At 66.9% G+C, this 13,881-nt stretch carries 14 protein-coding genes; 9 read left to right on the forward strand and 5 right to left on the reverse strand.

From position 1 onward, the window contains the following. Positions 1-54: 54 nt before the first annotated feature. Genes F7Q96_RS22795 through F7Q96_RS22805 form a run of 3 tightly spaced genes read right to left on the reverse strand, consistent with a single transcriptional unit; the run spans position 55 to position 1,651 of the window. Positions 55-699, reverse strand: coding sequence for an HD domain-containing protein (locus tag F7Q96_RS22795; protein ID WP_082371452.1), 645 nt, complete (start codon positions 697-699; stop codon positions 55-57). Between the two features lie 44 nt (positions 700-743). Continuing rightward, the gene (locus F7Q96_RS22800; protein WP_053821722.1) at positions 744-1,199 is read right to left on the reverse strand and encodes a carboxymuconolactone decarboxylase family protein; all 456 of its coding nucleotides are present in this window, start codon (positions 1,197-1,199) and stop codon (positions 744-746) included. Then, complete coding sequence (locus tag F7Q96_RS22805; RefSeq protein WP_053821721.1) at positions 1,196-1,651, reverse strand: cupin domain-containing protein; 456 nt, start codon at positions 1,649-1,651, stop codon at positions 1,196-1,198. The genes F7Q96_RS22800 and F7Q96_RS22805 overlap by 4 nt, the downstream gene beginning before the upstream one ends. A gap of 151 nt (positions 1,652-1,802) precedes the next feature. Between F7Q96_RS22805 and pdxR the strand changes: the two genes are divergently transcribed. From pdxR to F7Q96_RS22825, 4 genes are all read left to right on the forward strand, one after another. Beyond that, the gene (gene pdxR, locus F7Q96_RS22810; protein ID WP_053821720.1) at positions 1,803-3,218 is read left to right on the forward strand and encodes a MocR-like pyridoxine biosynthesis transcription factor PdxR; all 1,416 of its coding nucleotides are present in this window, start codon (positions 1,803-1,805) and stop codon (positions 3,216-3,218) included. 256 nt (positions 3,219-3,474) lie between these two features. Continuing rightward, a complete protein-coding gene (locus F7Q96_RS22815; RefSeq protein ID WP_053821719.1) occupies positions 3,475-5,904 on the forward strand; it encodes a DUF3772 domain-containing protein in 2,430 nt (809 codons plus the stop codon). A gap of 121 nt (positions 5,905-6,025) precedes the next feature. Further along, the gene (locus F7Q96_RS22820) at positions 6,026-6,961 is read left to right on the forward strand and encodes an alpha/beta fold hydrolase (RefSeq protein ID WP_212762931.1); all 936 of its coding nucleotides are present in this window, start codon (positions 6,026-6,028) and stop codon (positions 6,959-6,961) included. 144 nt (positions 6,962-7,105) lie between these two features. Then, positions 7,106-8,101 (forward strand): tripartite tricarboxylate transporter substrate binding protein, encoded by a 996-nt coding sequence (locus F7Q96_RS22825; RefSeq protein ID WP_053821718.1) that lies wholly within the window; start codon positions 7,106-7,108, stop codon positions 8,099-8,101. A gap of 117 nt (positions 8,102-8,218) precedes the next feature. On the opposite strand, the gene F7Q96_RS22830 is transcribed toward F7Q96_RS22825, so the two are convergent. Further along, a complete protein-coding gene (locus F7Q96_RS22830) occupies positions 8,219-8,896 on the reverse strand; it encodes a J domain-containing protein (protein WP_144425783.1) in 678 nt (225 codons plus the stop codon). 205 nt (positions 8,897-9,101) lie between these two features. On the opposite strand from F7Q96_RS22830, the gene F7Q96_RS22835 reads away from it, so the two are divergent. Both F7Q96_RS22835 and F7Q96_RS22840 read left to right on the forward strand, forming a co-directional pair. Beyond that, positions 9,102-9,995 (forward strand): c-type cytochrome, encoded by an 894-nt coding sequence (locus tag F7Q96_RS22835; RefSeq protein ID WP_053821716.1) that lies wholly within the window; start codon positions 9,102-9,104, stop codon positions 9,993-9,995. A gap of 298 nt (positions 9,996-10,293) precedes the next feature. Continuing rightward, positions 10,294-11,250 (forward strand): manganese catalase family protein, encoded by a 957-nt coding sequence (locus tag F7Q96_RS22840; RefSeq protein ID WP_053821715.1) that lies wholly within the window; start codon positions 10,294-10,296, stop codon positions 11,248-11,250. 118 nt (positions 11,251-11,368) lie between these two features. Here F7Q96_RS22840 and F7Q96_RS22845 read toward each other — a convergent pair whose 3' ends face one another. Then, on the reverse strand, positions 11,369-12,517 hold the full coding sequence (locus F7Q96_RS22845; RefSeq protein ID WP_151023332.1) for an Nramp family divalent metal transporter: 1,149 nt from the start codon (positions 12,515-12,517) through the stop codon (positions 11,369-11,371). Between F7Q96_RS22845 and F7Q96_RS22850 the strand changes: the two genes are divergently transcribed. The 3 genes from F7Q96_RS22850 to F7Q96_RS22860 all read left to right on the forward strand — a co-directional run bounded on the left by F7Q96_RS22850 (position 12,409) and on the right by F7Q96_RS22860 (position 13,668). Further along, positions 12,409-12,639 (forward strand): YybH family protein, encoded by a 231-nt coding sequence (locus F7Q96_RS22850; RefSeq protein ID WP_344234318.1) that lies wholly within the window; start codon positions 12,409-12,411, stop codon positions 12,637-12,639. The two genes, F7Q96_RS22845 and F7Q96_RS22850, sit on opposite strands and share 109 nt — an antisense overlap. 48 nt (positions 12,640-12,687) lie before the next feature. Then, positions 12,688-13,128, forward strand: coding sequence for a YciI family protein (locus F7Q96_RS22855; protein WP_053821712.1), 441 nt, complete (start codon positions 12,688-12,690; stop codon positions 13,126-13,128). Positions 13,129-13,197: 69 nt separating this feature from the next. Further along, a complete protein-coding gene (locus F7Q96_RS22860; protein WP_053821711.1) occupies positions 13,198-13,668 on the forward strand; it encodes a VOC family protein in 471 nt (156 codons plus the stop codon). The last annotated feature ends 213 nt before the right edge of the window (positions 13,669-13,881 follow it).

Genomic DNA, 13,881 nt, shown 5'->3' on the forward strand with positions numbered 1-13,881 from the left:
CCTTCTGCCGGAGCGAACACGCCGGCACGAGCGCCGACGGTAGATCCGGCCGCCTCAGTCCGGCCAGCGCGAGCCGAGGATGATGCTGCAGAGGTTGCCGCGCTGGAAGTTCGGATCCTTGAACGCCAATACATCGTCGTTGAAGGTGCCGAAGGTGGTATCGGGCCGGTGCTTCATGCCGTCATAAAACGCGTCGATGATGCCGTGCTTGAAGCCATGTCCGCGCGGGTGAGCCGCGATCACCGCTTCGCGCTCGTCGTCGCCGACATCTTCATACCCGCGCCCCGCCACATCCATTCCCGCCCCGGCCTGGATCAGCGCGATCTCGGGATGCATGTGTTGCGGAATGCCGGGTGTCGTGTGCAGGGCAATGGCGGCCCACACTGTCGCGATGTCGCTCTCGGCAATGCCGTGGCTGCGCAGGAAGTCGCGCGCGGCATTGGCACCGTCGACTTCGAAACGCAACTGGCTGTCCCGATAGCGCGAAGTCAGGCCGATATCGTGGAACATCGCCGCGACGTAGAGCAATTCCGGATCGAAACGGAGCTTCCGCCTTCGCCCCAGCAGGCTGCCCCAGAAATAGACCCGAGCGGAGTGGTGAAACAGCAGGTCGCTCTCGGTATCGCGAATCAGCTCGGCGGCTTCGCGGGCGAGCCTGCTGTCCGGAATCGCGATGCCTGCAATCTCGTCGGTGGCCACGGCGGTACTCCCAGAGATGGATCGGAAACGGCGGAACGAACCGGCTACTGCGCCAGCGCGGCCTGCGGCGTATTGCGGAAGCTGATCGCCATGCGGTTGTACAGGTTCATCACGCCGATCGCGATGGTCAGGTCGACCAGTTGGCGTTCGTCGAATACCGCGCGCGCGGCCTGGTAGTCCGCGTCCGGCACGCCGGTCTGCGCGACGCGCGTCACCGACTCCGCCCACGCCAGCGCGGCGCGCTCGCGCTCGTCGAACAGATCGCCGGCCTCGGCCCAGGCCTGCACCAGCGCGAGCTTTTCGACCTTGACGCCCTTCTTCAGCAGGTCGCGGGTATGCATGTCGAGACAGTAGGCGCAATTGTTGATCTGCGACACGCGCAGGTAGACCAGGTCGACCAGCACCGGCGACAGATCGGACTGCATCACATAGCCGTAGGCACCGCCCAGGGCCTTCATGCCGGCCGGGGCGATCTGGTTGTAGTCGAGACGCTTGCTCATTGCTTTGACTCCTTGGTGACAGAGGAATGGATCGGGGTAGTCAGCACCTTGTCCTCGGTGTCGACGACGAACACGGCCAGCAGCTTCGCCGGCTGCGTCGCACTGGCATTGCGGCTGACCGGATGGCGCGAGCCGGGCGACTCGCTGAAGCTCTGGCCCGCCCGGTAGACGCGCCTCGGGCCGTCGTTGACCTGCGACTCGATCGCGCCCGAGACGACGTAGGCGTAGATGAACGCCGAATCCGCATGCAGATGCGCCGGCGACGCGGCGCCGGGGGCGTAGTCCACCACCACGGCAACCAGCGACTTGCCGGGAATGTTGGAAATCGGCTGATTGAAGTTCTCGGTGACGGTTTCTCCGGCGCCATGGGCAAAGGCGGACACGCTCCAGACCACGGCGGCGGCGGCATACGTCGCGGCACAGGCGACGCCAATCAAGGATCGGATATTCACGGGACACTCTCCAGATAAGTGTTCCCATTCTGGTCACGCGCTGGTACAAATAAAAGAACCAAGAATTATCTATTTTTATGTACTACGGCGATGTACCAGGGCGATGTATTGCGTCCCGTACTTCGCGAAGTTGCTTGACCATGAGCCATCGATGACCCAGCCCCTGCATCTCGCCCTCGACCGGTCCGCCAGGACGCCGCTGGTCGATCAGATCCGCGACGGCATCGGCACCGCCATCGAAAACGGCGTGCTGGCGCCCGGCGCGCGGCTGCCGTCCTGGCAGGATCTGGCGACCCAGCTTGGCGTCGCACGCGGCACCGTCAAGGCCGCCTACGAGAAGCTGGCGGACGCGCAGCTCGTCGTCGCCTCTCGCGCCAACGGCACCCGGGTCGCCGACCGGCCCGCGCGGCGCGCCGGCGATGCCGACGAGCGGCCCGATCCCGGCTCGTTCATCGACAAGTATCTGGAATTCATGGCGGGGCCGGCGATTTTCCAGATGGGCGTGCCAGCCCAGCAGAGCCTTCCGGCCAAGCTGTTCTCGCGGGTGCGTGCCCATGCCGCACGCGCCGAACTCGGCGCCGCCGCGCTCTACCCGGATCCGCGCGGCGAAGCGGCGTTGCGCCGCGAAATCGCCGCCTACCTGGCCATCGCGCGCGGCATTCAGTGTTCGCCGTCGCAGGTGCTGATCACCGGCGGATTCGCCGGCGGCCTCGGCCTGGCCTTGCGCGTGCTGGGCCTGGACGGGCGCAAGGTCTGGACCGAGGACCCTGGCTTTCCGTATACGCGCCGCGGCCTCGAACTGGCCGGCCTGTCGCCGGTACCGGTCCCGGTGGACGCCGACGGCATCGATGTCCACTACGGCGTCCAGCATGCGGCCGATGCGGCGGCGGCGGTGCTGACGCCCGGACAGCAGGCCCCGCTCGGCGGCACGCTGTCGCTGCCGCGGCGACTGCAGTTGCTCGATTGGGCCGCGGCGCAAGGCGCCTGGATCATCGAAGACGACTACCTCAGCGAGCTGCGGCTCGAGGGCCGTGCCGCGCCAGCACTGGCCTCGCTGGACCGTGCCGGACGGGTGATCCACATCGGCTCGTTCAGCAAGACCATCAGTCCAACCCTGCGACTGGGCTTTGTCGTCGCGCCGCCGTCGCTGGTGTCCCGCTTCGCCGAGATCGCGGCCTGTCTCGCGCCGGCCCCGGCATCGTCGATCCAGCTTGCCACCGCCGAGTTCCTGCAGGACGGCCATTACCTGCGGCATCTGCGGCGCACCAAGCGGCTCTACGCATCGCAGCGCGACGGGCTGCTGGCCCATCTGCGACCGCGCGTCGGCGACGCGGCGGCCCCGACCGGACTGGCCGTGCTGCTGCGGCTGCCGGATGGCAGCGCCGATGTCGCGATCGCGAAGGAAACGGCGGCGTTCGGCATCGCGCCGTCGCCGCTGTCGGTCTGGTATGCGTCCCCGGCTCGCTCCCGGTCCGGTCTGCTGCTGGGCATCGCGACCGCGCCGCCGAAGCAGGTCGCGGCTGCCTGCGACCGTCTGCTGGCGGTGGTGGAGCGCTTCCGGCGCTAGTGCGATGGCCCCGGCCCGCTGGCATCGACACCCACCATCCAGCAAGATAGAGGCTACTTAGCCACTTTTGCAGCCGCGTTCGACGACGTATGTATAATTCCGGGCTTTCCGGTGCCGGCGGCGTCCATTCGCGTTGGCTGCGACGCCCTCATGGCCTTGCCCACTTCCCGCGGCATGGCGCGACGTCCGGCACGCATCGGATGACCCCACGGCAACGTCCGGCGCCCGCAGGCGCCGGCTCAAAGGTGCTCCCTACATGCGTCGACTTCCCGGAATGGCGCTCAGCCTGCTGCTGATCGTCTATTTGCATTGCTTACCCGCCGCGGCGCCCGCGGCGTTTGGCGCGGACGAGCCGTCCCAGACCGAAGACAAGCCCGCCGCCCCGTTCTCCGCCGCCGCGGCCAGCGCGGAACTCAAGCGGCTGCAGACCGAACAGGACCGCATCAAGCAGCAAGCGTCCAAGGACACCAGCGGCAACCAGTTGACCGAGCTCGATGACGCGGTGCACCGGTTGCTGGCCGACGTCGATACGCTGAGCGGCACGCTGGTGGCCGAGCGCGCCAAGGTACAGGCGCAGATCGATCTGCTGGGCCCGCCCCCGGCCGATGGCAGCGCATCGGAGGCGCCCGCGGTGGCCCGGCAGCGCGCCGAGCTGAACGGGCGCGCCAAGGCGCTCGACGATCAGTTGAAGAAGGCCGAAGAGGACAAGGAAAGCCTGGGCAATCTGGCCGAGCAGATCGCCAAGCTGCAGCGCGGCCATCTGAAGGACCAGGTCGCGCTGCGCTCCAACAGCATCCTCAGCGGCGACTTCTGGATGCCGGCATTCGACCCGAGCCGCCAGGACCGGCAGCGCTTCGAGTCGCTGCGCTCGCTGGTCACGCCGATGGCGAAACAGGCCTGGGACGCCGAACACCGGACCGGTACGGTGATGCTGCTGGCGCTGGCCTTTGCGATCTGGTCGCTGGGCCGCCGGCTGATCGAGCGCGGCATGGCATGGGTTTGCCTGCACCGGCTGCCGGAGCACCGGCTGCGGCGCAGCGCGCTGGCGCTGTCGACGGCGCTGGCCACGGTGCTGACGACCGCGCTGGCGGTGCGCATCGTGCTGTTCGCCTTCACCCGCGACTACGAGCTGTCCGAGCCGATGCGCGACCTGGCCGACGAGCTGATCAAGCTGACCATGACGAGCGCGCTGATCGCCGGCCTGGGCCGCGCGCTGCTGTGCACGCGCCATCCGACCTGGCGCCTGCCGTCGCTGCACGACGACATCGCCCGCGCGCTGCGGCCCTTCCCCATCGTGCTGGCGGGCTTGCTGTTGCTGGCTGGCACCATCGAGCAGTTGAACCGCACCATCGATACCAGCGTCCAGGTCACGCTGTTCGGGCGCGGCCTGGTCTCGCTGGTGGTGACGCTGACGATCGGCGCCGCGCTGCTGCGGGCCAACCGCGTGCGCGCCGCGCTGGTCGCCGCCGGCGAGCGACCGGGCAGCGGCTCGACGCTGACCGGCATCGTGCTGGCCGGGCTGACGGTCACCATCGTCGTGACGCTGGCCGCGCTGCTGACCGGCTATATCACCTTCGCGCGCTTCCTGACCTACGAGATCGTCTGGTTCGACATCGTGCTGTGCAGCCTGTATCTGCTGACCAAGCTGACGCGCGATGCCTGCGAGAGCCTGTTCTCGGTCAACTATTCGAGCGGCCGCATCATCAAGCAGCTGTTCGGGCTCGGCGACAGCCATCTGGACCAGGTGTCGACCGTGCTGTCGGGGCTCGGCTCGAGCCTGCTGTTGCTGCTGGCGGTGATCGCGCTGCTGACCGGCGGCTTCGGCACGACGCCCAAGGACCTGCTGGACAGCCTGCTGATGGTGCTGGGCGGCGAGAAGCTGCGGGCGATGAACATCATGCCCGAGCGCATCCTGAACGCGGTGATCGCCACCGGCGTCGGCGTCTATATCCTGCGTTCGGTGCGCCGCTGGCTCGATGCGGACCTGCTGCCCAAGACCGGCATGGAGCCGGGCATGCGGGCCTCGCTGGTGACGCTGTTCAGCAATATCGGCTACGTGCTGCTGGTGCTGATGACGCTGTCGCTGCTGGGCGTGCGCTGGGACAACCTGGCCTGGATCGTCAGCGCGCTGTCGGTCGGCATCGGTTTCGGCCTGCAGGAGATCGTCAAGAACTTCATCTCGGGGCTGATCCTGCTGACCGAGCGGCCGGTCAAGGTCGGCGACATGGTCAATATCGGCGGCGTCGAGGGCGATATCCGCCGCATCAGCGTGCGCGCCACCGAGATCCAGCTGGGCGACCGCTCGACCATGATCGTGCCGAACTCGCAGCTGATCTCGCAGAGCGTGCGCAACGTGACGATGAACAACAGCACGCTGGGCGTGGCCTCGCTGACGCTGACCTTCCCGCTGAACATCGACCCCGAGGAGGTCCGCGACATGCTGCTCGCCGCCTACGCCGACAACGAGACGATCCTCGACCATCCGGCGCCGTCGGTGACCTTCAGCCAGCTGGCCCCGAACGGCATCACGCTGACCGTGACCGGCTTCGTCTCCAGCCCGCGCATCGCCGGCGGCACCAAGAGCGATCTGCTGTTCGACATCCTGAAGCGGCTGCGCGCGGCGGAGATTCCGCTGACGCATCCGCAGACGCTGCGGCTGGTCAATTCGGAGGTGCTGGCGGCCTGATCGATATCGGCTGCGCACCGGCGGCACTGCGGCGCAGGCCCCGCCCTCCAGCCGTTGTTTCCTGCCAGTTAGCCTTGTGTTGCCTGGCAGGCGCCCAATCGCGTACCGTCGACGCACTAGAATGGCGCGATTCCCGTTCGGAGATCGCGCCGTGGACCTTTCCCTCTTTCCGCAATTCCGCAGCATCGACGTCGAGACCGACAGCGAGGTCACGATCCATGCCGTCGTCGGCGGCGACGGGCCGCCGCTGTTGCTGCTGCATGGCCATCCGCAGACGCATGCGATCTGGCACAAGGTCGCGCCGGCGCTGGCGCAGCGATTCACCGTGGTGGCGTGCGATCTGCGCGGCTATGGCGACTCGTCGAAGCCTGCCGGCACGGCCGACCATGGCAACTACAGCAAGCGCACGATGGCCCGCGACGCGCTGCGCGTGATGCAGTCGCTTGGCTTCGAGCGCTTTCGCGTGCTGGCGCACGACCGCGGCGCACGGGTAGCCCATCGGCTCGGCATGGACCACCCGGACGCGGTCGAGCGCATGGTGCTGCTCGATATCGCGCCCACGCTGGCGATGTACGAGCAGACCACCGAGGCATTTGCCCGCGCGTATTGGCACTGGTTCTTCCTGATCCAGCCGGCGCCGTTGCCCGAGCGGCTGATCGAGGCCGATCCGTCGCGCTATATCCGCGACCTGATGGGCGGCCGCAGCGCCGGGCTGAGCCCGTTCGATCCGCATGCGCTGCGCGAATACGAGCGCTGCGCCGCGCTGCCCGGCGCCGCGCATGGCGTCTGCGAGGACTATCGCGCGGCCGCCGGCATCGATCTCGAGCACGACCGCGCCGATCGCGAGGCCGGCAAGCGTCTGACGATGCCGCTGCTGGTGTTGTGGGGCGAACAGGGCGTGGTCCATCGCTGCTTCCAGCCGCTGCAGGAATGGCAGCGCGTGGCATCCGCCGTCGACGGCGGCCCGCTGCCGTGCGGGCACTATATCGCGGAGGAAGCGCCCGACGTGCTGCTGGCGCGCGCGCTGCCCTTCCTGGAGAAGTCAGGCCGGCCGTGACGCGCGCGTCAAGCCGCCGATAAGCGGCGCTTATGCCCGTAGTCGCAGATTGAATTTCTCGCCGTGGTTCTCCTTCGGTAAAGTCGCTCGCGCATCGCAACCGAGGCGCGCGACCGAGGTGCGCGTCAACAAGGAGGAGACATCATGCAAGGCATTCGTCAGGCCCTCGCCTGCGTCGTTTCGGCGGTGGCATGGATCGGCGCCACGCCGGCCGGCGCCGCGGCCCCGACCGCCCCGACCGATCACTGGCCCAGCAAGCCGATTCAGATGATCGTGCCGCAAGCACCGGGCGGAACGAACGACATCGTGGCCCGGCTGGTGGCCGCCGATCTGTCGCAACGCCTCGGCCAGCAGGTCGTCGTCGAGAACCGTCCCGGCGCCGGCGGCAATATCGGCACGCAGTTCGCGGCCCGCGCGACGCCGAACGGCTATACGCTGCTGATGACCATCAGCAGCTCCCAGGCCATCAATCCGTCGCTATACCGCCAGGTTCCATTCGATCCAATCAAGGACTTCGAGCCGATCGCGCTGGTCGCGACCGTGCCCAACGTGCTGGTGGTCAATCCCGCCTTCCCGGCGAAGTCGCTGCCCGAACTGATCGCGATGGCGAAGGCGAAGCCGGGCCACTATCGCTTTGCATCGGCCGGTAACGGCACGCTGAACCATCTGCTGGGCGAGATGCTGAACAGCATGGCCGGTATCCAGTTGGAGCATGTGCCCTACAAGGGCGTGGCACCGGCACTGAACGATGTACTGGGCAACCAGGTGCCGATGGCGTTCGCCAGCCTGCCTTCGGTGTTGCCGCACATCAAGGCCGGCAAGGTCCGGGCGCTGGGCGTCAGCTCGGCCCGGCGTTCGCCGTTCGCGCCCGATATCCCGACCATCGGCGAGACGGTGCCCGGCTATAGCGGCGACCTGTGGGTCGGCCTGTTCGCGGTCAAGGGGACGCCGAAAGAGATCACGCAGAAGCTGGGCCAGACCATGCAGGCCGCGCTGGCCGACCCCGCGCTGCGCGAAAAGCTCGGTGCGCAAGGGGCCGAAGCCCTGTCCGCCACGCCTCAGCAGTTCGCGACGCAGCTCAAGGGCGATATCGACAAGTGGGCGCGCATCGTCAAGGCTTCGGGCGCGCAGGTCGACTGAGAACAGACCGAAAACAGACTGGCCCGTCCGCTTGTTGCGCTGGACGGGCCAGTGTTGGCGCCTCGGGGCGCCTATGCTATCTGCCGCCTGGTGGGCAGCCGCTTGGTGAGAAGCCGCTTAGCGGGCAGCCGAGCCTGCGGTCGCCTGTTCGGCCTGGGCCTGCATGAAGTCCCGCGCCGCGGACACCGCCTGCATTGCCTCCTGAGTGCCGCCCTTGTCGGGATGGGCCTTCAGCGAGGCCGCCCGGAACGCCTTGCCGATCTTCGCGACATCGGTCTCGCCGGCGTTCAGCCCAAGGATCTCGTGCGGCAGACGGTCATAGCTCCATCCGTCGGGCGCGTGGGGATTGACGGCAGTGGTGGGTCGTTGCGGGGGCGGCGCGCTGTACGATGGTTCGGGCCGCTGCGGGGGCGGTGCGCTGTGCGACGGTTCGGGCCGATGCGGCTGTGACGTGCTGTGCGACGGTTCGGGCCGATGACGCTGCTGTCTGGCGCGCTCGCTTTGCCGATCGTCGCGCTGCTTCGGTTCCGGCTCGGGATTCCGCGCTGGCCACAGCACCACGATGGCCGCCGACAGCTTGCCGGCATTGTCGACCAGCACGACCGCATTGATCTGGATCGGCGCCGCTGCCCGGGGCGCAAATGCATTGGCGGTCAGGTTGGCGATCAGCAGGTTCATCAGCAGCACGTTGACGGCATCCTGCGGCGACATCGCGTAACGCCGATCGGGGGACTTCGCCTGGGGCAGGACCGGCATGTCGAAAGGCCGCTGGGCATGGATGGCAATGGGGGACATTGATAACTCTCCTTGAGGACATGGGGGCTGCCATCTTTGCGCCATGTCCGCAAGGCCGCTACCGCGGAAACCAACTGCCTTTCGCTTTTCCCTCCTGCCGCATGGCGTGCCCATCGCGCCCGGCCGCCCCCTTGGTGCGCTCGCGCACATACCGCTAGCACCGCCATCGCTGCAATATCGCCTTTCCGCATCGACAGGGGCGACGATGAAGCGCGTGTTCCGTATTGCGGGTTGGACGATCGCCGGACTGGCGGTCGTTGCGGGCCTGGTGCTGGCGACCGGCATTCTGCTGGCCGAACGCAAGGCCCAACGGCGCGTGCATGTGCCAGCGGTTCCCGTCGCTTATCGCGATGACGCGCAAGCCCTGGCGCGCGGCAAATATCTCTATGAATCGCGCGGTTGCATGGAATGCCACGGTGCCGACGGCCGTGGCCGCGTGATGATCAACGACCCGGGCGGCATGTTCGTGCGCACGCCCAACGTGACCGCCGGCAATCCGGATGTCGCGCGTTATCGCGAACGGGATTGGGTGCTGGCGATCCGCCATGGCGTCGCGCCCTCCGGCCGGCCGCTGATGATCATGCCGAGCGAGGACTACAACCAGCTCAGCGACGAAGACCTGTCGGCGCTGGTCGCCTATATGCGCAGCCTGCCGCCGCTGCTCAGCGGCATGACCGAGATCCGCCTGCCGATGATGGCGCGCGTGCTCTACGGCTTCGGCATGATCGAGGACGCCGCCGCGAAGATCGACCACAGCCGCCCGCCCTCGCCTGCGCTGGAACCCGCGCCCACCGCGGCGTATGGCGCCTATGTCGCCAACGCCTGCATCGGCTGCCACGGGACCGACCTCGCTGGCGGCAAGATTGCGGGTGCGCCGCCCGACTGGCCCGCTGCCGCCGACCTGCGGCCGGGTGCCGTGATGCTGCGCTACCGCACGCCGGATCGCTTTATCGAGATGATGCGCACCGGCGTGCGGCCGGACGGCACCGAGGTCAGCAAGGTGATGCCGTTCGAAAGCCTGAGCAAGATGAGCGACACCGATCTGACCGCGCTCTATCTCCATCTGAAGGCCTTGCCGGTGACGCAGGCGGCGCGCTGAAGCGACTCGGCCCCGACTGAGCGCGAGCGTTGCCTGCTTGCGACATCGCGCCCGGCACAGAGTCAAAGGCGAAAGTTTTACACGATTGCCGAATTTCACCGAGCCGCAACTACGATAGGGCCTCCTCCCCTCCCCTGATCTCGCGCCGGCCGCTCCGGCGGCCGGTGCCCACGACGGCGATTCTCCGCGCCGGTCCCTGCTGCGGGCATGGGCATTGCAGCGCAACCCACGCCCATGCGGCGTGAAGTACCGCTTGAGTCCCTGTTTGATGTCCGTTGACCGAGATCGGAGGATCCCCATGTTCATTCACAACAAACGATTGCAGTACACCGTACGCGTAGCGCGGCCCGATCCGGGTCTGGCCAATCTGTTGCTCGAGCAGTTCGGCGGTCCGCAGGGCGAATTGGCGGCCGCCATTCGGTATTTCACGCAGGCTTTGGCCGAGGACGACCCGGGCCGCAAGGACATGCTGCTGGATATCGCGACCGAGGAACTGAGCCATCTGGAGGTCATCGGATCGATCGTCGCGATGCTGAACAAGGGAGCCAAGGGTCAGCTGGCCGAGGGTGTCGAGCAGGAAGCCGAACTTTATCGTTCGCTGTCCGGGCCCGGCAACGACAGCCACGTGACCCAGCTGCTGTATGGCGGCGGCCCACCGCTGACCAACTCCGCCGGCGTGCCGTGGACCGCGGCCTATATCGACACGATCGGCGAGCCGACCGCGGACCTGCGCTCGAATATCGCGGCCGAGGCCCGCGCCAAGATCATCTACGAGCGGCTGATCAACGTCACCGACGACCCTGGCGTGCAGGAAGCCCTGGGCTTCCTGATGACGCGCGAGGTGTCGCACCAGAAGTCGTTCGAAAAGGCCCTGTACTCGATCCAGCCCAGCTTCCCGCCGGGCAAGGCGCCGCCGATGCCCGAGTTCGCCAGCGTCTACTACAAGATGTCGCAGGGCGACGCGCTGCGCGGCCCGTGGAATGCCGATTCGACGTTCGAGTTCGTCGAGAATCCCCCGCCGGCGGTCGATGGCGGCAGCGGCATGCCGGAAGTCCAGCTCGAGCCGACCCAGGCCAGCGCCGTGGAAGCGGCGGCGATGCGCACCGAGTCGGACGTCAACAGCGATCCGGTGACCGGCGCCGACCTGGGCAGCGTCGACGAGTCCGAGCTGCCGACCGACACCGGCGCGCCGGGCGCAGGCGGTGCAGGTGGCGCGGCATCGCGTTCGCCAAAGACTCCCCCGGGGCAGGCCTGAACGGCTGCGCTCGTGAGTTGTTGGGCGATGAAGAACCAGGCGGCCGCATCGGCCGCCTTTTTTCCTTTGGAGGTCGGCAACGCCCATCGGTGTTGGCCGGCCTTCGCGATGGCGATCGCTACGGCCACACGGTCGTCGCCAGCAGCGTCACGTTCATGCCGATGATCAGCGTCACCGCGATCACTGCCAGCACCGTGACCCACGGCTTGTTGACGTGGGCCCCCATCACGGAGCGGCGGCTGGTCAGCCAGATCAGCGGCACCACCGCGAACGGCAATTGCAGGCTCAGGATGACCTGGCTCAGGACGAGCAGCTGGCCGATGCCCGCTTCGCCGTAGGCGAGCGCAACGAACATCGCCGGCACCACCGCGATGCCGCGCGTCAGCAGCCGGCGCGCCCAGGCGGGCAGCCGCAGCTTGACGAATCCCTCCATCACGATCTGCCCCGCCAGCGTCGCCGTGACCGCCGAGCTTTGGCCCGACGCCAGCAACGCGATGCCGAACAGCACGCTGGCGATCGCGGTGCCGGTCAGCGGCCCGAGCAGCTGGTAGGCGGCGCGCAGGTCGTTGACCTCGTGCATGCCGCCGGCATGGAACACCGCACCCGCGGTCACCAGGATGGCGGCGTTGATGAAGAAGGCGATCACCAGCGCCAGCATGATGTCGACCGTGTAATACGCGAGCGTGGTGCCGATGCTTTCGTGACCGCGCCGGATCCGCTGCGGCCCGACCATCGACGAATGCAAGTAGAGGTTGTGCGGCATCACGGTCGCGCCGACGATGCCGATCGCGATGTACAGCATGTTGGTGTCGGTCAGCACGCGCGTGCTCGGCACGAAGCCCCGCGCGACCTCGCCCCATTGCGGCTGCACCAGCACCAGATTGATTGCGAAGCAGAGAAACACCACGGCCAGCAGCGCGATGACCACCGCCTCGAGCTGCCGGTAGCCGCGCTGCTGCAGCGCGAGGATCAGCAGCACGTCGAGCACGGTCGCGGCCACGCCCCAGGTCAGCGGAATGCCGAACAGCAGATTCAGCGCGATGGCGGTGCCGATCACCTCAGCCAGATCGGTCGCGCAAATCGCCAGTTCGCACAGCAGCCATTGCGCCAGCGCCGAGCGTTTGCCCGAATGCTGCCGGCAGGCCTGCGCCAGGCCCGATGGTGTTCGAGATGCACGACCTGCAACTGTTCGTCGACCAGCAGTTCGGCTATGGCCATTACCTGCTGCGTTGCGGCCACCAGGATGAGAACGGCAAGGAGAGCGGATCGTGGATGCGCGTTACCGTCGGCCTGCGCAAGACCCCCGAGGGCTGGAAGATCGCGCACGATCATTTTTCCGCACCGTTCGACATGGAAAGCGGCAAGGCGCTGTTCGATCTGCAACCCTGAGCTGCGATTGGCATCGCCTAGACTGATCTACCGACAGGAGATACCGCAATGCGCTTCATGATTCTGGTTCGGGCCACGCAAAAGACAGAAAGCGGCGTGATGCCGGAGGACGGGCTGATTGCCGAAATGGCGGCCTACCACGAAGAGCTATCGAAGGCCGGCGTACTGGTCGATGCGTCGGGCCTGCAACCCAGCGCCAAGGGCTGGCGCATCCGCTATCAAGGCCAGCAGCGGACCGTCACCGACGGACCGTTCGCCGAGACCAAGGAGTTGATCGCGGGCTACACGATCATCCAGGTGAAGTCCCGTGAGGAAGCACTGGAATGGACGCGGCGCTTTCCCAATCCGGCCACCGATGACGACAACTGCGAAATCGAGGTACGCCAGCTGTACGACCTCGAGGATTTTCCACCGAGCGACGGTATCGAGCGCTTCCGCGAGCTGGAACAAATACAGCAGCGACAGCAATCGCCACAACAATCGCAATAACGACGCGATCACGCGCAGGACAGACGGTCCAGGACCGTTCAAACAGCACGATCAGACAGGAGAACCAAGATGGCACAAACGCAAGTCAAGCCGATCCCCGAAGGCATGCCCACGCTGACCCCGCATATCGTCTGCAAGAATGCGCTGGAAGCAATCGAGTTCTACAAGCGCGCATTCGGCGCGGCGGAGGAATTCAAGCTGCTTACGCCGCAGGGCCAGCTGATGCACGCGATGCTGCGCATCGGCAACTCGCCGGTGATGATGGCGGAGGAAATGCCAGAATGGCAGAGCCTGGGGCCGAAGACATTGAAGGGAACGCCGGTGGTGCTGCATCTGTACGTCGACGATGTGGACGCCGCGGTGGCGCGCGCGGTCGACGCCGGCGCCAAGGTCACGATGCCGGTCCAGGACATGTTCTGGGGCGACCGTTACGGCCAGCTCGAAGACCCGTACGGGCATCGCTGGTCGGTGGCCACGCACGTGCGTGACGTACCGCCGGAAGAGCTGGCCAAGGCCGCGGAACACGGCTGCGGTGCTTGATCGGTAGTGGGATAGTAAAAAGCGGCCCGTGCGGCCGCTTTTTTTATGCTCTTGCGTCGGCGCGGACAGTGATTTTCACGGCTGTCCCGCAAAGCAAAACGCCCCAGACCTTGAGGATCTGGGGCGTTTTCAAAGGAGAGCCTGGCGATGACCTACTTTCACACGGGTAGTCCGCACTATCATCGGCGCGAAGTCGTTTCACGGTCCTGTTCG

This window comes from Cupriavidus gilardii (genome assembly GCF_008801915.1).
Classification (GTDB): domain Bacteria; phylum Pseudomonadota; class Gammaproteobacteria; order Burkholderiales; family Burkholderiaceae; genus Cupriavidus; species Cupriavidus gilardii.

Coding starts and splice junctions, on each gene's coding strand:
- F7Q96_RS22800 (WP_053821722.1), bottom strand. CDS start 1,199: ATGAGCAAGCGTCTCGACTACAACCAGATCGCCCCGGCCGGCATGAAG.
- pdxR (WP_053821720.1), top strand. CDS start 1,803: ATGACCCAGCCCCTGCATCTCGCCCTCGACCGGTCCGCCAGGACGCCG.
- F7Q96_RS22815 (WP_053821719.1), top strand. CDS start 3,475: ATGCGTCGACTTCCCGGAATGGCGCTCAGCCTGCTGCTGATCGTCTAT.
- F7Q96_RS22820 (WP_212762931.1), top strand. CDS start 6,026: ATGGCGCGATTCCCGTTCGGAGATCGCGCCGTGGACCTTTCCCTCTTT.
- F7Q96_RS22825 (WP_053821718.1), top strand. CDS start 7,106: ATGCAAGGCATTCGTCAGGCCCTCGCCTGCGTCGTTTCGGCGGTGGCA.
- F7Q96_RS22830 (WP_144425783.1), bottom strand. CDS start 8,896: ATGTCCCCCATTGCCATCCATGCCCAGCGGCCTTTCGACATGCCGGTC.
- F7Q96_RS22835 (WP_053821716.1), top strand. CDS start 9,102: ATGAAGCGCGTGTTCCGTATTGCGGGTTGGACGATCGCCGGACTGGCG.
- F7Q96_RS22840 (WP_053821715.1), top strand. CDS start 10,294: ATGTTCATTCACAACAAACGATTGCAGTACACCGTACGCGTAGCGCGG.
- F7Q96_RS22850 (WP_344234318.1), top strand. CDS start 12,409: ATGGTGTTCGAGATGCACGACCTGCAACTGTTCGTCGACCAGCAGTTC.
- F7Q96_RS22855 (WP_053821712.1), top strand. CDS start 12,688: ATGCGCTTCATGATTCTGGTTCGGGCCACGCAAAAGACAGAAAGCGGC.
- F7Q96_RS22860 (WP_053821711.1), top strand. CDS start 13,198: ATGGCACAAACGCAAGTCAAGCCGATCCCCGAAGGCATGCCCACGCTG.